Origin of the sequence: Bacillus sp. EAC (genome assembly GCF_002156875.1) — a bacterium.
Lineage (GTDB): Bacteria > Bacillota > Bacilli > Bacillales > Bacillaceae_G > Gottfriedia.
Genome location: NZ_NCSY01000007.1, coordinates 26450 through 49752, shown reverse-complemented (window position 1 = coordinate 49752; position 23303 = coordinate 26450). Strand labels below are relative to the sequence as shown.

The window sequence follows — 23303 nt, the reverse complement described above, 5'->3', positions numbered from 1 at the left end:
AAACCAGACCTTTTTTATAATAAAAATTAATTTTAAAAACGACTCTTATGAGTCGTTTTTCTAAAATAAACATAAAAAAAATTGGTATTGCAGCCCTTTTACCGATTAAGAATATATGAATTTATTATGTATACAAATAATAATTGGAGAGTTACAGGAATTTAACCTTTTCATAATCTGAAATTATATATACTTCGTCCCAGTAAGTGTGTTTATTCTGACTAATTCAAAAACTAATGAAGATGCAATTTCTTCATCTTTGGTTTTGTAACCATCATATAAATTTCCTATCTCATTATATATTACACTATATGCCCATTCATGTGATTATCGTATTGTTGCAAACGACATTCCATCTTCATACCATCTTATCCATGAAGCATTAGAAAGCTTTTCCAATCAATTCTCCACCTATGAAATCAGATTTCTATTATTCAACTAAAGCGCTCGTTAGTTGAATAAGAAACTTTTAATTAGTGGCATTACTAATAATATTACAGAGCAAGATACATGTAAATTAGTAACTTTTTTTGGTAGTATTACTTTCCCTTTTCCTGTATACCATCCACTAAATTGTAATTTATTTCTATACAAAACAAACAAAAAAAGAGACTTAATGTCGCTCTCCAAGTTTTCTTAAACCCATCTTCTTAAATACTTGAATAACTTTTAGCAATTCAACAAATTCCATAAGTTCATTGTCTTCATTTAAATTAAACCAGGTTACTTTATAAGTTCCACTATCACTATCACTTAAATTATATCTTTCTCTCATAAATTCTTGAGCTTGTGAGCCATTAATGGTTCCAATTGAAATTTTATTTTTTCTTTCTCCTCCAGTAAACATTGTTCCAATATCAAATTGATTTTCTCCCTTAAAACTCAAGTGAATCCCATAAGATTTTTCAGTTAAAACTAAATTATCTACTTTAGACAAAATTACTGCGCTTTGTAATTTATTCATTTTTACTCCTCAAATCAGTTGTTATCTTACTTAAGTTATTTTAGCACTTTATAATTCAAAAGATAATATTATGCAAACAATTCTTCAACTTACGCGCTCGATAGTTCAATAAAGTTATATCTTAATACATTACCGAATAGAACCTAGACCAATGACATTTTCATCCCCTTTGGAATTTAGATGATTTCCCAAATGGAAAGTGTACTTTACATCATTTCCAATTGCATGTTAAACTCAATTTATGTAAAGTTAACTTTCCATATTAAAAGGGGTGAACACGGTTGCTCAACCGTTTAGAAGAAATCCGCAAGCAATGCGGAATTAAGCAAGAAGAGTTAGCGACGGCTCTTGAAGTGTCAAGACAAACTATAGGTTCACTGGAAAACGGACGTTATAACCCATCTATCCTTTTAGCGTTCAAGATTGCTCGTTTTTTCGGTATGAGTATCGAAGAAATCTTTATTTATGAGGAGGATGAAAGTATATGAAAAAAACTAATTCGATTTATTATCTTACCGTAGTAGCCTTAGTTCTACTAGCAGGTGGTCTATACTTCATCAAAACTAATGAAGATCCACAAGGTTTGCTGCGCTTGTTACCTTATATCTGTTTTGGGCTAGGCTGTAGTATTTTTGGTCACGGTATGGGAGAAATACTGGTCCGTTTCGCTATGAAGAATAATCCCATCGCGGCAAAGAAGCTAGAGATTGACAAAAAAGATGAGCGTAATTTTGCAATCGCTAATCAAGCAAAAGCGAAAGCATATGACATGATGGTTATTGTGTTTGGAGCCTTAATTTTAGCATTTGCCTTGATGGATATAGATTTAATAGTGTTATTACCATTAGTTTTTGCATATATGTTTTTCTTGGGATATAACAGTTATTACCGTTTAAAGTACTATAAAGAAATGTGACATAATTCATATAATGTTTTAGGAGTAATCGCAAGGTTGCTCCTTTTTCAAGCCATTTTTTTGAAGGGCAGCGTATATGGCGGACAATTTCGACCTGAAAAATTGGTACCGAGGGTTTTTCTCACACTCACTTTTCCTCCGCGGACAAATATGTCTAATACAATTAAAAAGTTTGATATTCCTTTAAATTGGTTAATTTGTTAAATTTACTTAGATTTTTATTATTTTTGTTTAACTAATACTTGTATGCTCTAATAAAAAAGAGTCATAAATATTCCTCAATTTATATAACTAACGCGCTCGTTTGTTACATAAGCAACAATAATTAAAATCCAATGTTTATTCTTTATCTAAATGCTTTTCAAGTCGTTCTATTCGGTTTTCAAGTTCTATTATTTTCTCATTTCGCTTTTGTACATTACCCTTTAGGAGCCCTTTAAGAAGAAAATAGATTACTAATAATACTATTAGCCAAAAACCCACGACTTCAAAGAGTACACTTGACCATCCTATCCCTGTTCCATTTTCCAATGTAATACCTCCATATTAGACATTCATTTAATAATATATAGGGTGATTACTTACTATTTAACTTTTTTAGTTCTTCTTCTATTCTCTTAACTTGTTCTCTATCCTTTTTAGCATTTCGGAAATATAAAACAATAAGTGATATAAAAATTAAGGGTATTAAGTATGTTGCTATCGCAAAAATATAGTCTCCTAGAAACATGGAATATAATCCTCCGTTTAAAATAAATTCCAAATATTACCTATTTTAAATTATTCGACATGAACATAATATAATCCTATTTAAAACTGAAATCCTTAACAATCCAGCCCGTTAGCATAATAAAAAGGCTGAAAAACAGCCTTTTGTAATATACAACTAACACTCTCATTGCATAAGATTTTTAATTATTAACCTAAAAGATTATCTTGATTCTTTACCAATAACAAAAAGTAATATAAAAACCGAAGAGTATTTTATAATTTTCCCTTTTGTCCATTTTTCTAAGAAATAAAAAGAAAAAATAAAATATAGCAGAAACAAAATCGGGAAAATAATATTACCAAACTTCAAATAATCGCAGAAAATTGAAATAATCAAAAATACTAAAAAGTGTACACCATCATACTTTTTGTTATACCCGTCTCATTTTCCATTGATATGGCAATTCTCCCTTATTGAATCTTTTAACTATATTAATATTCTTTAAAATATTTCAGATTCCTTGTTCAACTAATGCGCTCGTTAGTTCAATAAGATTTGAATTTAATACTCAACAACATTGAGCCATTGACTATCAGGACCTATAGTTACATGAGGAATTTTATTAACTTCAAATATTTTGAAGATGTCATCGTTCTTATTGTTTATTTTACTTAAAAGTTCTGATGTATCAGTCTCTGAAAAAACAAGATAATCTATTGAAATAGAGCGTAGATAAAATTGGAAAATAAATTTCTTTTGACTATCTTTTACATATCCTAAATGCCCTTTTTCTCTAGGAAAAACTCCAGGTAGTGATAATTTATTAAATTCAATAAAGTTACTTGATAGTTTTTCTAAAAGTTCATGTTCGGATTCAGGAATTATCGTATAAATAAAACAATCATGTTTGTAAATGCTATTGAAAATGCTAATAAACTCTTTTTCATCTACTACATCATCGAGTAATATTTCTCGAACATTTGGAAAGTTTCCCAAATCAAAATCACCCCTTTTTATGATTATACAATTTGCTTGAACTAATCCTGCCATATAGCAAAATAGAGGATGATTGAATACGATCATCCTCTATTTGTTGTTGAACTAATGCGCTCGTTAGTTGTATAAGAACTAGCCTATAATCGCATTCATTTAAATAAAAACGCCTTAGAATGTTAGTAAAAACATTCTAGGCGTTTATCAAATTCAATCAATTCTCAAGCATCATGTATATGTTTTAATAGTGAGTTTAATTCTATATTAGCTTTTTTTATTGATAACTTAAATAGATAAGAAAATAATTTAAATATACTATATCCAATTAACGTTCCTGTAAAATTAAATATGAGATCATTAATATCAACAATTCTCAGAGTGAAACCATTAAGTAGTGCGATAATCCCTTGCAAAGACTCAAGTACGATCCCTAAAAATAATCCTGCTATGGCTATTTTTTTTAATGTACTTTTTGTCATAAAAGGAAGTCCAAAACCAAATGGTATTGTCATCAAAACATTAAGTAAAGAAGTCCCAAAATCCTCCTTCGTAAGGTTTATAAGAGGAACTAGATTCAGATGTCTCGATAAATGTAGTCCAATCAAATTCCTGTAGGTTTTAGATACATAGATTGGAAATTGAGTATAATTTAAAACATAACATAAATAGATAGACATAATAGAGAAAAAGAATAGATACACCATATCTTTTTTGAACTTTACCCTTAAAACAAATAATATCAATAATACTATAATTATAGATCCATACAATATCCATCCATTGAAAAATATCGCCTTTTCCATTTTAGAGAATCTCCTTTAAATCAAAAGTACAAAAGACTGATTTTTTTGCTAAACTAACACATGCGTTAGTTGTATAAGTAAATGCAGTTGATAACTCTTATTTTACTTTTTAATTAACTTAACTATTACGAATATCAAGCCTAAAAGTAAAGCTAATATTAATAACGGAAATAATATATTTGACATAATCTCCCACAAAGTAAATTAGTTTCTAATTATACTTTACCATAAATATCCAATTATTTTATATTTTCTTATTCCATTAATCTACCTTTTATTTGAACAAAAAAAAGCTGCCGAAGCAACTCATGTTGTACAACAAACGCATGCGTTTGTTGTACAAGTAAATTTAAATTATAGGTTAATTTATCTTTGCATAAATACAGGTGTCAGTTAGTTTTTTACCATCAGCTGATAGATCTTCATTACGTAATATCCCTTCTAGCTCAAAACCTAGTTTCTCAGGGATCATACGACTTTTAGTGTTAATAGATTCACATCGTATTTCAATTCTTCTAAATTTGAGTAGTTGAAACCCAAGGTTTGTTAACTCACTTACTGCTTCTGTCATATATCCATTGCCACTGAATTGTGTGTTAATCCAGTATCCAATTTCACATTTAGAAATCTTCCAATTAATTCCGTGAAGGCTAGCAGTTCCAATAAAATCGTTAGTGCCCTTATGATAGATAAGATAACGAAAGCTTTCTCTTTTCAAAAAATCTATATGGGCATTTCTCACGATAATTTCTGTTTCTTCAACAGTAGGAATTGATTGGAATAATAGCAACCATTGCTTTAACTCACTAATTGAATCCTTAATAGCTTGGTTTACTACTTTCCCTTCACCAGCTTGAAGTGGTGCTCGAAGAATTAGTCTGTCTGTTTCTATTTGTAAAGGAACATCTAATAAAATAGGATTCATATAATTTCTCCTCTCGAAAACCTTAAATTATGGCCCAATGAAACTTAAATATATATTCAATTAATCAATTAGAAATCCCTTTTCCCATATTGAAAACTAAACTGCCAGTTGGTACAAAAAAATGGCTACCGAAGCAGCTATCTAATTGTTCAACTCAAGCGCTCGTTATTTCAATAAGGAGTAACGTAAAAAGATAATTATACTTTCCTTTTGTTTAACCAATTGCAATTTTTTTTAATAGGAGCCAACATGAATAGATAAATAGGATCCAAATTAAATATGGGATACTCGTAAGTGAATAAGTTGAAATGAAAGAAAAGATTGCACCCTTTACTCCCATACTATGAAGTATCCAAAAAAAGACGAAAAGTGTCAATGGGAGAACCGCCAATGATCCAGCTATCATCGATAAGGCAGGCTTCTTAAGATAAAGGAAGATAATTGTTCCAATGATTGCAATCAAAAAGTTCACTAGATTTCACCTCTAAATTAATTTAATTACTATTATCTTCTATATTTTTTCTTGAATTCCTTGCTCAACTAATCTGCCAAATACATAAGTAAAAAAGCAGCCAATGGCTGCTCTTTTACTTCAACTAACGTATGCGTTAGTTAGACAAGATGTCGCTATACAAATCGACTTAACATAAAAAAAATCATTCCCAATGTAATGAAAACATTTTCTTAACTTCATGATATCATCTGAATGCTCATTGAGAACCTACAGATATCATGTAGTTAATTTAAATTGTTAATAACCTCCTGTGCAGCTAGTTTTGCGCTGATCATAGCCGCGTCGGCAAGTCGCCCTTCTATGCCGACCCAATCACCAGCAACATAAAGCCCATTTACTTCTGGAACGAATACACCTGGAGCCGAACCAGCTCCATCGTGGTGAATCGTACGTGAATCATGGGCAACCATTATTTTAGGTAAGAAACGTATAGAGACAATTTCCTTATCCCATCCAGGCTGTAGAAGATCAAGTAGATTAGTCAATTGCTTCTTGTCTTCTTTTGGATCTGTCTGACTCCAATTATGGTTATACTTCATGACATGAATTACATGCGCTCCATTTTCACTTAATTTAGCCGATAGCGACTGAATCGAAAAATATAATGGTTGATCCAAACCAAGGGCGAAAGCTTTTTCTGAATTTGGCAAACGATTTAATGCTACATCTAGACATGCTGCATATAGGGGACGAGATTCATTCTTCCACCTTCCTAGCGACATTTGATCTGCTCCATCAACAAGCCGGCAAGCTTCATCTGGACCTGCAGTAATGATAATTGAAGACGTTAAGACTGTATTGCCATCTGATAGCGTTAAGCCACGAACAGTACCAGAGCTATGCAGAATTTTATTTACTTTACATCCAGTGGCAAATGTTACACCAACTTCCATGGCTAGTCCATACAGATTATCCACAACGGTTTGCCAGCCTCCATCAATATATTTGACACCCTGTCCAGCTAGCTGTCCTTGCTTGATTACAAAACCAGCACTTAAAACACTAGGATTGTCACAATACGACCATTGCCTGCACATTGCTAGAAAAAATAGTCGAACACGATCATAAAATATATGTTTTTTTGCCCATTGCATCAAGTTTATCGATTGAATCGAACCTGTATCGACTTGCCCTAAACCACTCATAAGTTTATTCCACTCTATATTTTCTTCTTGAGACAAATCTGTTGGAATTTGGACCACGCCCCCTTGCCAAATCCCAATTAATCTACCTTTGGGAGCATACCCTCCTTTTGGAATGCAGTTGAGTTCGTTAAGGATTTGGAGTGCTCCGCCACCTTCATACATAGCATGCGGACCAAAGTTGAATAGGGCACCATCTTTATTGGTTGTTTGAGCCATGCCGCCCAGTTTTTTTGCTTTTTCAAAAACAATGACGGATTTGCCTGCCTTCGCTAGATAAATAGCCGCAGTTATACCTGACAATCCTCCACCAATTACGGATGCATCATACTTTTTCTTATCTAATGTCATTTACACCATCTCCATGTACCTTAATGTAAACCCATTAACATATATTCCTCCAAGTGTTTTTTGAGCTAATACTTTGTTAATGGTCTTTTCAAACTACCGTATGGTCTATTGTTTTACTTTTGGGAATGATATTGATGCTGCTCTAACTAACTTTCCAATCGCTTATGTATTCAGTTTTTCTCATCAGAAATCCTCTAGTTAAATTGACCAGTTATTCTTTAAAGTCATGGAACGTATTATAAAAATTATCGAGTGAAGTCGATAGTCTTCTTACTTTTATGTATTATATGCTCAGGCATTTATTCAATATCACCTCAATTTGTTATATGTTACAATGGAGATGAATAATAAGAATTTTCTCAAAATTGAGGAGGAACTTATTAATGTTTCCAGGAACTCTATATGAAACACATGTTCAAACAAAAAATTTAGAAGTAGCAATAGAATTTTATAAAAAACTGGGATTAGAGCTAGCACATTATATCGAGGAGCGCCGTGTAGCATTTTTTTGGTTTGATAAAAAGAATAAGAAAGAACAAATGCTGGGCGTTTGGGAGGTTTCTGAGGAAGAATTTCATAAGAGTCACTTTGCTTTCAAGATTAACTATGAAGATATAATTAATGCAAGAGAATGGCTACTCAATAAAGGTATAAGTCCAAGATCAGCTTTTGGTCTTGAACCAACCGAGCCCATGGTACAAACATGGACACCTACTGCTAATCTTTATTTTTACGATCCTGACGGCAATTCATTAGAGTTTCTTTGTTTGCTTCCTGAAAAGAAAAAAAATGTGGTACAAGAAGTCATGTATTTAAGTGAGTGGGAAAAGTTGGAAAGTGAAGAATAAATTTGGTTTTTAACGCACCGTGTTACCAGCAAAATAATTAATATAATTTGGTGACAAACAAAACTCGGTTCTTCAGAACCGAGTTTTGCTGTTAATCTCAATTCAACTAACGCTCGTATTAGTTGTACATGAAATATTATTGAATACGAAGAAATTATGCATCTGTATCGAACATTGCTGGAATATTTACTTCTTTTACACAAGAAGCTTTGGAAAGGTTAATAATGCATTTAACTAATGAAACGATATCCTGAAGGGGAATTTGTGTACCTTTGTAAGTTGATAAAACTTTCTCAATTCCTTCTTCATATGCAATTTGTGTTGCAATTTCGCCAGGATTAATGCAGGTTACACTGATTCCATATTTTTTCACATGTTCTCTTAAAGAATTTCCAATACCACGTAACCCAAATTTAGAAGCTACAAAGGAAATTTGGGTTAATTGATTATTTTCTAGTCCTGCCGTAGATCCAATTAAAATAATCTTTGCGTTATCAGATTTTTTAAGATTCAATAATAACTTTTGTATGCAGGTAATTACTGATGTTACGTTTACTTGAATTATTTTTGCAATTTCTTCTGGATCATCATTCTCAAAATCATATCCTTCTCGAAATCCTTTGCTTTCCCAAATGCCAACATTATATATTAATACGTCTAATCTAACGCCATCTAATGCTTTCGAAATCCGATTGCTCGTATCAGATTTCGATAAGTCAGCTTCTATCCAATATCTATTAACCCCATCTTTAAAAATCAAACTTTCAGGACAACTTCTGGAAACAATCCATACACTATCACCTTTATCTGGCAACCCTTTGGCAAATGCCTGACCCAATCCTTTGCTTGCTCCAAAGATAATAAAATTTTTCATTTTAGTCACTTCCTTATATTTAGATATTCTCTTTAAATTAAAATAGTCCTTTTTACCTTTCCTAATAAAACTCTACTGCCATAAGTACAATAAAAAGGGACTACCGAAGTAGTCCAAACTTTTCAACTAACACTCTCGTTAGTTGAATAAGGATTAATATAAATATCATATATTTTACACGCTCGATGAAGCTATAATTGAAGTTGCAGCATTTAAATCTATATCTTCTTCTAAATGATTAGGACTCCATGGAATATAAATATGTGGTTTAATACCTATTCCTGACATCCCTTGCCCTTTGTCAATTCGCGATAGACGTGAAGTAGGATACATTAACTCAAATTCGTTATTCCATTTCATACTAATCAAGTTCGTATAATCGTTTAAACCCTTAGTAGGTCTGCCTATAACGGTTACTTTTCTAGACTTCTTGCAAATTTCTACGAAAGAGTCTCCTGAGCTTCCACACATACAATCAGTTAATATAAATATATTATTTGGAATCCTTTTCCCTTTGATAATGCTTGTTGGGAAGAGCTCATCAAAGTTGAATTCTACAAATCCTTTCCCCTTATTTTTTTCCCATTCTTTCTTAAAGACATTTAGAAATAATAATGATTGTTTTTCGTTAGTGTTTTCTATATATTTATTAAGTTCGGCTAATTGGAGCTCAGTGTTTGTATTCGTACAATTGAAATACATCTTTTCATCTGAATCGGCTAGATCAATTCCTTCTTCTGGCAGGATATGTGGAAGCAACGGAAAAAAACTTGAATCACTACCACCATAATTAGTACGAACATCGATAATCCAATGTTCAGTTATTTCAAGTAATTGATGATTTTCTTTTATCATGTTTAAAATTGCTTGAGAATCCATAAAATCTGTAATTGTAATTAGTAGTACATTCTCTTTTAATGACCTAATAGTATAAGTAGGAGTATAGGGAGATTTTTCATAAAAGTTCATTGAAAACAAACTAAGATTACCATTTAAGTCTACTAATTCACCATAGCTGTATAAAGAAAGAATTGGGGACCAATTTTCACGTTCTACAGATGATTCACATATCAATCGTTTATGGAATTCAGCCAATTCAGGAATCGAATAACCTCCTAATGAATTGAAGAACATACCACGTTTTATTCTACTTTCGCCACCAACTTCAGTCACATATAATTTATTCTCAAACCGACGTACTCGAAATCCACGATCTTTCAGTTCTTTATTTGTAGAATTATATTGTTCAAAGTAGATATGCTGATCTTCGAAATCCAATAAATAATCTTTAACAATCTCAGTAAATAGTTCTTTGGTAAGTTTTTTACTCACCATTAATTCTTTTATTTTCTGAAGAAAGTAATTAGGGTTATCCCAACCTTTTTTGTCTTCATAACCAGAATAATCGTGATGCATAACATGTACAATTTCTTTGAAAATAGATTCCATCTAACTCACCTCAGTAGTTCTTTTCGTTTGTTAACCTAAAAAAGTTTCTATTAGAGGAATTCTAGTTATACCCAAAATTTCCCTTTTCTTATTGAACTTTACTGTCAGTTAGTGCAAAAAAAAAGACCACCGAAGTAGTCCATCGTTGCGGAACTAACGCGCTCGTTAGTTCAATAAGCCAATTGAATGGCTTCTTTTATTTATATTTTATTTTAGACCTAGTTGAGTTAAAACAACATCTAGCGTTACACCTTTATACGCCGTCTTAGCCTTAGGTGGATTTGGAACAGTACTATTTTGTAAACCGTAGTTTTTAACTACATAGTCCATATCCTTTTTATTTACAACTCCATCGAAGTTCAAATCAGAACCTGATTTATTTGTTCCCCAATAAGTTTGGATATTTAATGCATCTAAAATATCAATGACATTATCTTTATTCGTATCTCCAGCTGCCGCTTGGGTTAAGTTAAAACCTAGTCTTCTTCCAAGTTGCTCTCCTTGAACTTCATCTGACAACACTAATTCCTTATACATTGTGAAGTGGCCTGGTACATCAACTTTTATAGTATAAGGCTTTGTATCAGGCTTTAGTCCTACTGCAGAATAACTGCCATTTTTGTTGGTAAAGTAAGCATCTGAAACATTTCCATCATAAGAAGTAACAGTTACTTTTGCTCCAATATTTTGTTGGTTTAAAGCCCAATTCGGTTGGTTAGTAGTTGGATCAATTGTGCCTTCTAATTTCAAATTACCCTCTAATCTTGAGTAAGTTTGTTTTAAATTCATAGATTCCATATAAGTATAAACGTTATTTGTGATAGCATCTGATTGATCGATTGTTGTTCCTGTAAATTCCATAGAATACCAGTTTACAGGGAAGTTCCTCCAATATTCGTTAACTGATACTAAATCGAAGTTAACTAGTTGCAGATCTTCAGGTAACGTTTTGTTTCCTAAATAGTTAAACGTAATTGTATATGCTGAAGTAATTCCATCATTAGTGTTAGTAACACTTACATTTGCATCACCATATTGCTTAACTGCATCACTAACAACTACATTTTTAATTGTAGCTAAGGCTTTGTTATCTACCATTAATACTGGAATTGTAATCTTCGCTGTTTTTAAGTTTTTAATATTATTCGAACGAAGTGAATAATTGATCGTATCTCCAGTTGAAGCAGTTTGTTTATTTGCTTTTAAGTAATAGTATGGATAATTGTCAGCAACAAAAGCGACCCTTAACATTGCCGTAGCATCTGAAGTAAAGTTTCTAGCAGCATCCATTCCATAAAATTGAACCTTTAATGGAGTTGTTCTCTTTTTAACTAAGATTTGATCATTGTAATTTCCGTTTTTATCTGTATTTATTGGTTGTGCAAAGTATGGACTATCGTACTGGGAAACAATTTTATTACTTGATTGATCAACTGGAATTCCAAATTTATTAGATTCATTTGTCTCAGGATCATTTAAATTAATATTAAAGTCATATAAAAATTGTCCATTTGAATCAAATTGACTATCTTTATATTCAATAACCTTTTGATCTAATGAATCAAACGTTGAAGTCATTTTTGGTGCCCCTTTTTCATAGAAAAAATCTGCTGATTTCGAGAATGTTTTCCCTTGATCATTTGTTCCAATCAGTCTTAATTTATAGTGACCTGTTTTTGCCATAACAATTGAATTAGCGATAGGATTTTTTGGATCACCAGTGAATGGGAAATAAGCCCCTGTAAAGGCATATGAAATCCCGTAAACTGTGTTTTCATTTACTCCAAATCCATCGAAAGTTCCAAGGTATCCAACATCTTCACCAGTTGTTGCATCTTGAACTACAACGTCAATAGTTCTCATATGCGATTTTTCTGAAAAACTAAATGACATGCCTGGAGCTGATTGTTCTGGCCAAGCTGTATCTCCAGAAAACATTGGATTTAGGATCGAAAGTGTATCAATACCTTCATTTACTACTCGACCACCAAATGGAATTTGGTAAGTTTCTGATGGATCTGCAGCATTCGTAAAGACGATATATCCTTCATATGTTCCTTTTTCCGCTGTCTTTGGAATATTTAAATTAAATTTAATGTTTTTAGAGCTAATTCCATTTACTTTAACTGAAGTTTGTCCAGATAGCGTTACATTATTTTTCGCAGCATCTAATGAACCCCTTAATCCTGTTTGGAAATTAACATTCACATTAAATGTTTTTGCTTTTTCACTTCGATTTTTCAATGTAACCGTACGGTCATCAGTAATATTTTGATCATTGAATCCGTATGAGCCGAAGCTAATGCCACCAGTTAATTCTTTAATCGTTTTTAGTTTACCTTTTTCATTAACTGTCGGTGTTTGATCATTTACCTGTAATTCAACATTTGAATGAATTGCTTCATACGCATCAACTCGTCCGCTTCCGATTTCAAACACGCTATAATTTTTTGATAACGGATCTGCTGTATTCATTAAAATTGATTTGATATCTGCTGGTTGTAAATCTTTGTTCGACTGTAATAATAATGCAGATACACCAGCTACATAAGGTGTAGCCATTGACGTTCCAGATAAACGCTCATACGCATATTTGTAATCTTCAGGATGAGTTCCATCTACCGTTTTATTGTTAACATAAAACGGAACAGTTGACATAATTGCAACACCTGGTGCAGTTACTTCTGGTTTAATATCATAATTCACACGAGAAGGCCCTCTTGAACTGAATCCTGCTAATTCATCACTAGCTGTTTTAATTTTCGAATTATCACCAAATGTGAAGCTTGCATTTCCTGCTTGAATAGATGCTAAGATTGCTTGACCTTCACTATTTGAAACTGAAAATGTAGGTACTGCATCAACTGATTCACCTAAGAAAGACTGAATTGCCCCCTCCGCTTGGTTTGCTTCATCGTTATACATAAGTACTCCGACAGCTCCTCTTGTTTTTGCATTTTTGATTTTTTCTATTAATGCATTTGTACCACGTTTGATGAAAGCAATTTTTCCACTTAAATCTTTTCCATTAAAATCAGCTGCTGTTCTAGCTAGTCCAACATCAACTAGTTGGAATGTTTTTCCCTTTAGTTGAGTTAGATCATCTGAATAATTTCTTGCTAATTGTCTTACTGTGTAATTAACACCATTTTGTAAACCTTCGTATTGATATATATCAAGTGAAATTGTTGATGCACCAACTGTTAAAGCTAATGCAGATGCAGCAGGTGAACCTAATGTATAATTTTTATCTCCACTATTACCAGCTGCAACAACAGTCATAACACCGCTTAAAACAGCATTATTTACAGCAACTGAAGTCGCGTATAATGGATCATTTAACGAGTTACCTAAAGACATATTAATCACGTCCATACCGTCACTCACTGCTCGATCCAATCCAGCAATAATGGCATCAGTTGTTCCACTACCATATGGTCCAAGTACACGGTAAGAGTATATATCGGCCTCAGGTGCCGCACCTAACATTTTATACTCATTATCTGCTTTAGCACGACCACCAATAATACCAGCAACATGTGTACCATGTTCTGTATAGTAAGGTGAGGAGTTGCTTATTTCTGGTTTTCCAGATTTCTTCCAATCAGCATAAGTTGTTTCCATTGGATCATTATCATTGTCAACGAAATCATATCCACCTTTAAATGCGTCCTTTAAATCTGGGTGGTGATAATCAATCCCCGTATCTAAAATTCCCACTTTAATTCCTTTACCAGTGAAACCTTCAGTATGTAAACGATCTAAGCCATCATAAGGCGTATAGTTTCCAACCTTTTCCTCATCAGCCTTTAATGCATTATTATCTTCTGCAGTAGGCGGTTCAATTGAAAATGTTTCATTGCTCCAAACAGTTTTAACTGCTTTTGATTTTAATAGATTTTTTATTTGATTAGCAGGTAAGCTCATAGAAACACCGTTAAACGCATTTTTATATGAGCGATTAACCTTGTAACCTACTTTTTTACTATTCTCATCCACTAGTACTTGTCCAACATCTTGATTAAACGTTTCATGATCTTGATTAATCAATTTCGTTGCTTCAGTTTCACTTAGATTTTTCCCTTGAAGGCTCGCTTCAATTTGAGCAACTTTTGTAGGTTGATTTGCAAACTGTACGATTACTGATGTTTGTTTAGTTGAAGTTTGATCAATATCAGATGAAATTTGAAGTCCTGTCTCTTCATTGGATGATAATTGCTTAAGTGCAGATCTTTGTTGTGGAGTTAAGTTTGCTAAAATATCTTCAACCTTTGTATAACTTGCAGCTTTTGTAAGTTCAAAATGTCCAAGAGAACCTAAAATAAAACTAGATGATAGTGCAACTACAGATAAACTTTTCACAATTTTACGATTGTACGACTTTTTCACCATTTTTACCCTCCATGCCTCTTTTTATTACATATGTAAGTGTTCATGAATAACGATACTTAGATTTAATTGTGCCGAACTGTTTTCAGCTCTCATTAAATTTCGCATGATTCAATTACAAACTACCTATGTTAATACTATTATTGAAGAAAATGGGTGTTGAGTAAATTGGGGAAATTTAAGAAATAATCGTTAATACAAAAGACTTAAATATTTATATTTTTTATGAAATAAATAGTCATTTATACAAATTCAATGTAGAAAAATTAGTTTTTTTGGGGTTCTTTTAATCTTTTTTTTATATGTTTTGTTGTATTTTGAAATGAAAAATAGCCTTGAATTTGGGGAAAAAATGGAAAATCTATTAAATTAATAAAGATAATGATAAAAATTCACGTTTAAAAAATTTTCAGAATGATACATTTGCCCTATCAAACAGGTGAAGAAATAATGATTAATCCAATTTCATATTTAAGTGTTAACTTTAAATTCTTAGAGGGTGATCGAATAATCACCCTCTATTTGTTGTTCAACTAAAGCGCTCGTTAGTTCAATATGATTCAATAGCTTTTTCATCAAATGATTCTCTACATTCTATATAAAACATATATTCTTTAAATTCGTATTTTCATGATGAATAAAATAAATCTCTCTTGTTTCTTATCTTAGACAATGTTTTAAGAGTAAAAGGTATAAATAAGATTTATATTAAAATTTACTAATTTACTGAAAATAAATAATCTTATATAATAATACAGTTGTACATCATCAAAGAATATAAACAGAAGGAGTTTGAGCAGATGAAAAAGCTTATTTCAATGATTCTTGTTTTACTACTAGTTTTGCCAGTAAATTTAATTGGCTATGCAGCTAGTGATATTACTCCACCAAAATTGATCAATGTATCTATTAATTCGAAAGAGCTAAAAGTTGGCGATGTTTTAAAAATTACTTTTGAATTGGCACCTGATTTAGAATCAGGGCTTAATACAACTGGCCATAGTAGCATGATTGAATTGAAACATAGTTCAGGTGAAAAGAATAATGGAGTTAATTTTTATATAGGAAATAATAAATTTCAATATGAAAGAAAAATAGATTCTGAATTTTTACAGGGAGAATGGAATATAGAATCTGTCACTTTTAGGGATAATGCAGGTAATTATTCGAATTATCATATAGAAGACGATGCTATATTAAAAGCTTTGTCGTTTAATGTAAAGGATGGAGCTGCAATACCAGTAAAGCCCGAATTAAGAGGACTAACAATTCTTACACCCAAAGTATCTGTTAATGAAGATGCAAAAATAAATTTAGATGTATATGATCCGAGTAATATAATTGTACAAGGTACTGTGGCTTTTGTTCATAAAGAAACTGGCAATCGATATACTACTCTTCTAACAAAAAAACTAAACGAATCCACTTGGGAAGCCATTTTAACTGTACCAGATGATTTAAAAAATGGAGAATGGTATGTTGAGGAAGTAAGTTTAGGCACTAGATATACTTCTTATCGTTTTTTTAATAAAGATTATGCCTTTCTTCAAAATAAAAAGATTACAATAACAGGTGGATTAAATGATTTCACCGTGCCAAAATTTCATTCGATAGAAATTTCGAAATCGTCTGTTCAACCAGGAGATACTTTTGAAGTAACAGTTGAAGCAGAAGATAAAGAAACGGAGATAAAAGATATAAGCGTTGCATTTGGAAACAAATTGTCACCACATACTTTGTATACCCCAGATGTATGGACAAAAAAAGATGGAAAATACACATTTACAGTACAAGTTCCAGTTGAACAACTGCCTGGCAAATATTTATTAAAACAGATTTACATTACTGATAATGCAAATAATACCAATTGGATCATGCCAAAGGATCTTGTAAATGTCCCTGAAATCAATATACAATCAATTTTTACAGGCACTGATGGAGAATTTAATAGTATTTTAACTGGTTCAACATTTGAACCTATGTATAATGTACAAGCGATATCAAATTATGAAGGCGATTTAACGAATGATATTACGTACAATGGGAATGTAGATACGCAAACAAAAGGTGTATATTTAGTAACTTATAGTGTGAATAGTAAAAATGAAAACTACACATATAAAGATTATCGTTGGGTTAGTGTAAATGATGAAAATACATTAGATAATAGTGCAGATGTGTCAACGGCTTATTTTAAATCAAATGTTGATGTAGTTGTGCCAAGTAGTTTAAATGTAAGTTTAAAATCAGAAAGTACAAGCATAAGTGTTAATGGAAAAGCACAAGTAACTAGTGAAGGTGTATACACTGCAACAATTAATTCATCTCAATCATCTACACAAACAAGAGCTTTATCATCAAGCGGTTCATCTCAGACAAGTCAATTTAAATTCGTAATTGACCGAACTCTACCAACTACAAAGTTGAACGATATTAATTCGGCTTCAACCTCTGTAACTGGTCTAACTGAACCAAATGCAAAATTAACTTTAAATATAAAAGATATAATTTATGTAGGTAAAGCAGATTCAACTGGTAAGTTTACCATTAAGTTTCCAAAACAAAAAGTAAATACAAATTATTCCATACAAGCAAAAGACTTAGCAGGTAATATTGGTAAACAGGTGAGCGGGAAAGTAGTTCTTCCATTGACAGTGAATTCAATTAGCAACCGTTCTACACTTATTTCTGGTTCTTCTGTTCCATATGCTTCTGCAAAGTTATATATTAACAATAAATATGTAAAACAAACAAAAGTTAATATGAGTGGAGAATTTAAGTTCGCTATATCTAGTTTATCTCCTGGAAAAATTGTCAAAATCGTAGTTAATACAAAAGATGCTAGTACTTCTTTTTCAAGAAAAGTATCTGATAAACTTGCACCAGTTATTCAAAAAATTGATAAAGTATCAAGTAATTCTACTTACGTTACAGGCAAGGTAGAAAAATATGCGAAAATCCGTGTGGACTGGATGGAATATCAAGGAATAATTGCTGAAGGTAAAGCCTTAAGTAATGGTTCATTTAAAATTAAGATCCGAAAATTAAAAAAAGGTTCAACTCTTAGAATATGGGCTGTTGATGCAGCAGGTAATGAGAGTTATAAAATTATAAAAGTCAGCTAAAAAAAAAGACGAACAGAATTTTAACCTAGTAAATAATTAAATAAACTCAAAAGAAATTGAAAGAAATGAAAAGACTTATCTTTAATCATTAATGAGATAAGTCTTTTCTTCTGAAAAATTCAGTCATATTCCCCGTCATTATATACCGCACCAAAATATTAGCTAAAACTCCTATATATTTAACTACTAAAGTCTATAAAGTTTAGGATATTTTTTCATATTATTCTTAAAAAACTCTAAAGAGAAGCTTTCTATTATATCCTTTATATAATTATCTTCTATATTTTTATAACTATCATTTGTCAATTGTTGTCCATCGAAATATTTTCCTATATCACTAATTGCGGTCCAATCCTCTTTCAAATAAGCACCTTTATCATTTCTAAAAGAAGGATTTTACTTCGTAATGCTATATTTGTACAAATAATCACCTATTCTATATAAATTTTTATCATATGTGTACTTCTAGTTATATTATATTTTTATCTAGAAACTCACAAATCCCTATTCAACTAAACTTTATCCTTAAATAAAAAGGAGCCACAGCTGTGACTCATGATCTTCAACTAACGCACTCGTTAGTTATAAAAAATTCCTATAATGAACTTCAATATATTCGAATTACACGACTGTTAATTTTACTAGTCTTCTAATTCAGTAATTTCGTAATTTTTGGCTAATATCCACCCACTGAGACCATAAGAGGCTATAATCTCATAATATTTATATCTATTCTTTATTAAGATGTTCTGTAACTCAATTACATCGTCATACATAATTGGCCAAACGTAGCATTTTTGTTTTTCTAATAACTGTTCATTTTCAGCACAAAATTTGGATATATCCGACTCATCTATACTAAATAATATACTTCCTTGTAGTTGAGTTTCAAAGTAATGAGCAAGTACATCTGTCTATAAAACATCAATTTGACTATTTGATTCCGATACAGTGTGAAAAATTATTTTATTGTTTGATAATTCCACCTCGTAGCCACTAATTTGATTATCGTGAATTCCCATAAAAACTCCTTTTATCTTATTGAACCAATGCATTCGATAGTTGTATAAATTCAACTTTTAAAGAATATATACTTTCTATTTAAAGTAAGGACCAAAATCTTCTCCATGTGTTTTTACATATGTCCAATTAAAATCACTATCTACTACATAAACATCCTCTTCATCTATAAAGTCTGCTACTTTAATTTTATTCGCATTCTCAATAATCATTGCATAATTATGGTGCTGATAGAAAATATAGCAACTTTTTTTCTTTATTTTATCAAACTCATTATTTGCCTGATCCCCTTTAATACAATTCACTTTTTCCCAACTAAATATATGCCATAAGTAGGCATCTAAGTAAATGTTATTTTTCTCAGAAATACTAAGGTTATTTGCAAAATTCAACTCCCAATTATAACGTAAATAATTACCCCATTTCGGGATCTCAGTTATTAACATTTTTTTGTTTTTAAGTTTAGTTACTAAATCCATTTATTCACCTTCGTTATTAGAGTTCTGTTTACATTTATTATTTAAGAAATCCTTTTCATATGCAACTAAACTGACTAATAGTTAAAAAGGAGCAGATAATTCCATCAGCTCCTTTTTGTTATACAACTAACGCGCTCGTTAGTTCAATAAGGATTAATAATTAATATTTGCGACTACTTTACCATCTTCATCATATGCTATTGCGGAAAGATCCCACTCTTGATATAAAGAAGTTTCAGAGTCAAAAAAGGAACGAGTAGGGTACCCAATAAAAACATTATTTTTTACTGGTATCTGTACTTCAATTTGATCATCACCATTATTTTTATTGGTATATACTACATTAACTCTTACTACCTTTTTATTCGTTTTTAATGCGCCCCATATTATATTTCCTACTTTTTCTCTATTAATTGTCCTAATTAAGAATGGAACACCATCATCAGAGTCAAAAGTGTAACCTTCTTCTTGATCTGTAGAATATATGTATCTATCATGTTTTTTTTCAAATGTACTAAAAACATATTGTACGTCTGTTGTTCCATCTGTAAAAATAACTGTTTGTTTTTTGTTCTCGATGTATTGAATTTTCACTGGTACTTTCCACTTTTTTTGGATAGCTTCATTCAAAGTTTTATATGAACACCCAGTAAGTAGTAAGATCATACATAAAAATAATTTAAGATATCTCATAAATAGACAACTCCAATCAAATTACCTATAAAATATATTTCTATTTATGTTTCTAAATACCTTTATAACTAAAATGGAATAAAAATGGAACTGATTAATTAATCAGCTCCAAAAGTATTATATAACTAACGCGCCAGTAAGTTATATAAGACCGGATTTGGGTAAAGATAAACGAGATTGAATAGTTTTTTAATTTTGTTCAATCTCGTTTTTAATTGGGACTACATTTTCCTTTGCAAATCTGCGAGCTGCTACCACGCATAGTACAACGATGGTATTAACTGCCACAAGTAACCAACCAACTTTCTCGTGTAGAATCAGTGAGGCAAGCAATAGTCCAAAGAAAGGTTGGAGAAGTTGTAACTGTCCAACCGCCGCTATGCCTCCTTGCGCAAGACCTCGATACCAGAACACAAAGCCAATGAGCATGCTGAATAAGGATACATAAGCAAGACTGAAGAGAGCAGGATGGCCGATGTCCTTCCACGAGCCCGGATTTAAATAGAACGAGAGTGGAATCATAAGGGGAAGAGATAGAACGAGAGCCCAAGAAATCACCTGCCAGTTCCCTAGACGACGTGAAAGTCGAGCACCTTCTGCATAACCGAGACCACATACGATGATGGAAGCCAGCATGAAAGCGTCACCGATTGGTGATGATTCCCCACCATGAATTAGTGCAAATCCTGTCACCAAGAAACTGCCTATAACTGAAAAGATCCAAAAGGCTGGTCGGTGCCGTTCACCACCCCGAAGTACGCCAAAAATTGCCGTCGAGAGTGGCAGTAGCCCAATGAAGATAATAGCATGTGCGGACGTGACATACTGAAGGGCCAAGGCTGTCAGTAGAGGAAAACCAATAACGACGCCGAACGCCACTACCAATAATGGAACAATGTCGCTTTTGACAGGTCGTTTCTGCTGGAAGATTAGAAGAAGAGCTCCTGCCAATACACCAGCTATCGCGGCGCGGCAGACTGTTAGGAACAACGGATCGAATTCAGCCACAGCCAACCGCGTCGCAGGTAGAGAACCACTGAAGATAAGTACTCCTAGGAAACCATTAATCCAGCCTTTTGTTGCTTTATTCATTGCAATCACTCCAAATCATGTCTATTCTAACCCCTTTTTAGGGAGAAAAACGTAATTAACAAGTAAATTCTACTCGTATTCCTCGATCCTTAATTCCCATAATATGTAAATTGTTGCACTTAAATGATATTGCCTTCAATAAGTCATGATTGAAATTAGTTACAAGTATTATGTATTTAATTAAACTGCTACTGCACAAATAAGAGTCACCTAAAAAACTCATGTTGTTGAACTAACGCGCTCGATAGTTGTATAAGGTTAAATAGGTATATTTATATTTTATTAGTTTTTTGATAAATCAATGAATATACCGAACATTTCAAATGCTGAATATTCAATTTTATTTCCTTTTTCATCAAGAAAAGTCACATCGTATTTTATGAAAATTCCACCATCACTTATACCACTTGATTTATACTTTAATGGCCCATTAGGTCCATACCAACCTAGATGATGACCAGTATTATCATAATCTAGATGTTTTTCATTTTTTTAAAACTCCTCAAAATATTGCCAAGACATTTTATTTATTAAATATGAGCTTATTAACATATAAAAAATCATGAAAATAAATATTATTTTAAATAACTTCTTAGTTGTGCTCTTCATTTTACTATTAAACCTCTAGTCATTTTCTTTATTTTATGTTTTTAACACAAATCTCTTCTCAGTTAGCTCTGATTCTATCTCTTTTAATTGTTTTAGGGCAGCTGGTTCACTAAAACCTGACTCTTCTAAAATCTTATAAATTAAGTTTTTCCATATCATGAATTTATCTAAACTTAAATTCAGCAGTTATTATCTTTTCATGTTCCTATTCTGTTATTAGTAAATTAAAAAACCGACTAAAAAGGCGATCACGTTATACAACTAACGCGCTCATTAGTTCAATTAATATACAAAAACTACTCATTTATGTTTTTAATATATTTCACCATTAAAATATTAAAATAAATTTCTGTTACTACAGAAGAAACTAGATCGAACCAGTTTGTCTCATCTAATGAAATTGCAGGATCAAAAAACGGGAGAACTAAATACCCTACTACAGTAATAATCAAAAAAAGGACAAAAAATCGGAGTGTGGTTGGGAGATATAAACTAAAGTAACGAAACCCAAATTCTTTCCCATCTCCACGGTTATTAATTATGTATGATATATAGATTCCAACTATATTTATAACTAAGTAACTAATCATATCAATAATATCTAAGTAATTGAAAGATTCAGTTAGCATTAATATCGGAGATGCTAATAGTGCTAAAGTGAATAAAGAAATACCTACTGCTTTATGGTGTTTTTGTGACTTACTAGACAGGCTTCCCTCTTTTATAGCTTGAACAAGACCTTTTATATTCCAAATGTACATACGTTACTCCTTCATGTTGTCGTAAAATATCTACATTATAACATGGATCCTTACAACAGGTTCTTTATGATAAGTTTATTATGTAGACTAATTTTTCACATACTCTTTATAAACAATTAGTACTTCATAGACTGTAAGTTAGAGCAATAAAAAAGACTGTCTAAGCAGTCTATCGTTGTTGAACTATCGCGCTCGTTAGTTCAATAAAGTCTTTAATTTTTTATCATATTTCATTCAATTTTTCTTCTTTGTTTTCCCTGTAAAATAAATTAATAAGCCAGTAATAATGAATCCAAAATAATTAATTGAGAATTTTTCTTGTACCAGATAGATTAAAAATATTAAAGTCATTATTACAGGATCTAAGTTTGCTATTATCCATAATAATTTCTTATTCAGATTGGTCTTATTATCATATTTAAATTGAATAAGTGGTATTACGATGATAAATAGCATTAAAAATAATTTTAGAAGTAAATTATTAACAATAAAAAATATAATTACACAAAAAAATAAAAATCGAAAAATATGAGAACCTGTCAATTTTATCATTCTAATTTAATCCATCCTGCATATCATAGTAGTTAATTACTTCTAATTGTAACATTTTTAAACTTTCCTTATTGAACTATTCTGCCAAATAG

Annotated in this window: 18 protein-coding genes; 4 read left to right on the top strand and 14 right to left on the bottom strand. The window is 31.6% G+C overall.

Annotation, left to right across the window (positions count from 1 at the left end):
• Nucleotides 1-613 precede the first annotated feature (613 nt).
• Nucleotides 614-964, bottom strand: a complete 351-nt coding sequence (locus B7R65_RS13295; RefSeq protein WP_088043281.1) for a hypothetical protein — start codon at nucleotides 962-964, stop codon at nucleotides 614-616.
• A 281-nt stretch (nucleotides 965-1245) separates the two neighbouring features.
• Here B7R65_RS13295 and B7R65_RS13290 point away from each other — a divergent pair, with 281 nt between their 5' ends.
• Nucleotides 1246-1452, top strand: a complete 207-nt coding sequence (locus B7R65_RS13290; protein WP_088043280.1) for a helix-turn-helix transcriptional regulator — start codon at nucleotides 1246-1248, stop codon at nucleotides 1450-1452.
• The gene (locus B7R65_RS13285) at nucleotides 1449-1880 is read left to right on the top strand and encodes a hypothetical protein (protein ID WP_088043279.1); all 432 of its coding nucleotides are present in this window, start codon (nucleotides 1449-1451) and stop codon (nucleotides 1878-1880) included. The genes B7R65_RS13290 and B7R65_RS13285 overlap by 4 nt, the downstream gene beginning before the upstream one ends.
• A 339-nt stretch (nucleotides 1881-2219) precedes the next feature.
• Here B7R65_RS13285 and B7R65_RS13280 read toward each other — a convergent pair whose 3' ends face one another.
• The 6 genes from B7R65_RS13280 to B7R65_RS13255 form a co-directional block, all read right to left on the bottom strand.
• On the bottom strand, nucleotides 2220-2411 hold the full coding sequence (locus B7R65_RS13280) for a hypothetical protein (RefSeq protein ID WP_088043278.1): 192 nt from the start codon (nucleotides 2409-2411) through the stop codon (nucleotides 2220-2222).
• A gap of 742 nt (nucleotides 2412-3153) precedes the next feature.
• Nucleotides 3154-3642 (bottom strand): hypothetical protein, encoded by a 489-nt coding sequence (locus B7R65_RS13275; protein WP_088043277.1) that lies wholly within the window; start codon nucleotides 3640-3642, stop codon nucleotides 3154-3156.
• 164 nt (nucleotides 3643-3806) lie between these two features.
• Nucleotides 3807-4262: a VanZ family protein gene (locus B7R65_RS13270; protein WP_256941317.1), complete on the bottom strand. Its 456-nt coding sequence runs from the start codon at nucleotides 4260-4262 to the stop codon at nucleotides 3807-3809.
• A 487-nt stretch (nucleotides 4263-4749) separates the two neighbouring features.
• On the bottom strand, nucleotides 4750-5313 hold the full coding sequence (locus tag B7R65_RS13265; protein WP_088043275.1) for a GNAT family N-acetyltransferase: 564 nt from the start codon (nucleotides 5311-5313) through the stop codon (nucleotides 4750-4752).
• A gap of 214 nt (nucleotides 5314-5527) precedes the next feature.
• Nucleotides 5528-5785, bottom strand: a complete 258-nt coding sequence (locus tag B7R65_RS13260) for a hypothetical protein (protein WP_088043274.1) — start codon at nucleotides 5783-5785, stop codon at nucleotides 5528-5530.
• A gap of 266 nt (nucleotides 5786-6051) precedes the next feature.
• A complete protein-coding gene (locus tag B7R65_RS13255) occupies nucleotides 6052-7320 on the bottom strand; it encodes a phytoene desaturase family protein (RefSeq protein ID WP_088043273.1) in 1269 nt (422 codons plus the stop codon).
• 383 nt (nucleotides 7321-7703) lie between these two features.
• On the opposite strand from B7R65_RS13255, the gene B7R65_RS13250 reads away from it, so the two are divergent.
• Complete coding sequence (locus B7R65_RS13250) at nucleotides 7704-8168, top strand: VOC family protein (RefSeq protein ID WP_088043272.1); 465 nt, start codon at nucleotides 7704-7706, stop codon at nucleotides 8166-8168.
• Nucleotides 8169-8322: 154 nt separating this feature from the next.
• Here B7R65_RS13250 and B7R65_RS13245 read toward each other — a convergent pair whose 3' ends face one another.
• The 3 genes from B7R65_RS13245 to B7R65_RS13235 all read right to left on the bottom strand — a co-directional run bounded on the left by B7R65_RS13245 (nucleotide 8323) and on the right by B7R65_RS13235 (nucleotide 14883).
• On the bottom strand, nucleotides 8323-9042 hold the full coding sequence (locus B7R65_RS13245) for an SDR family NAD(P)-dependent oxidoreductase (protein WP_088043271.1): 720 nt from the start codon (nucleotides 9040-9042) through the stop codon (nucleotides 8323-8325).
• Between the two features lie 174 nt (nucleotides 9043-9216).
• Nucleotides 9217-10491, bottom strand: coding sequence for a S41 family peptidase (locus B7R65_RS13240; RefSeq protein ID WP_088043270.1), 1275 nt, complete (start codon nucleotides 10489-10491; stop codon nucleotides 9217-9219).
• 207 nt (nucleotides 10492-10698) lie between these two features.
• Nucleotides 10699-14883 (bottom strand): S8 family serine peptidase, encoded by a 4185-nt coding sequence (locus tag B7R65_RS13235; protein ID WP_088043269.1) that lies wholly within the window; start codon nucleotides 14881-14883, stop codon nucleotides 10699-10701.
• Nucleotides 14884-15680: 797 nt separating this feature from the next.
• On the opposite strand from B7R65_RS13235, the gene B7R65_RS13230 reads away from it, so the two are divergent.
• Nucleotides 15681-18005, top strand: a complete 2325-nt coding sequence (locus B7R65_RS13230) for an Ig-like domain-containing protein (RefSeq protein WP_088043268.1) — start codon at nucleotides 15681-15683, stop codon at nucleotides 18003-18005.
• A gap of 1097 nt (nucleotides 18006-19102) precedes the next feature.
• Here the strand turns inward: B7R65_RS13230 and B7R65_RS13220 are convergent.
• From B7R65_RS13220 to B7R65_RS13205, 4 genes are all read right to left on the bottom strand, one after another.
• Nucleotides 19103-19504: a DUF4275 family protein gene (locus tag B7R65_RS13220; RefSeq protein WP_088043267.1), complete on the bottom strand. Its 402-nt coding sequence runs from the start codon at nucleotides 19502-19504 to the stop codon at nucleotides 19103-19105.
• A gap of 153 nt (nucleotides 19505-19657) precedes the next feature.
• On the bottom strand, nucleotides 19658-20197 hold the full coding sequence (locus B7R65_RS13215; protein ID WP_088043266.1) for a hypothetical protein: 540 nt from the start codon (nucleotides 20195-20197) through the stop codon (nucleotides 19658-19660).
• A gap of 189 nt (nucleotides 20198-20386) precedes the next feature.
• Nucleotides 20387-21289, bottom strand: coding sequence for a DMT family transporter (locus B7R65_RS13210; RefSeq protein ID WP_088043265.1), 903 nt, complete (start codon nucleotides 21287-21289; stop codon nucleotides 20387-20389).
• 905 nt (nucleotides 21290-22194) lie between these two features.
• Nucleotides 22195-22659, bottom strand: a complete 465-nt coding sequence (locus B7R65_RS13205; RefSeq protein WP_088043264.1) for a hypothetical protein — start codon at nucleotides 22657-22659, stop codon at nucleotides 22195-22197.
• Nucleotides 22660-23303 lie beyond the last annotated feature (644 nt).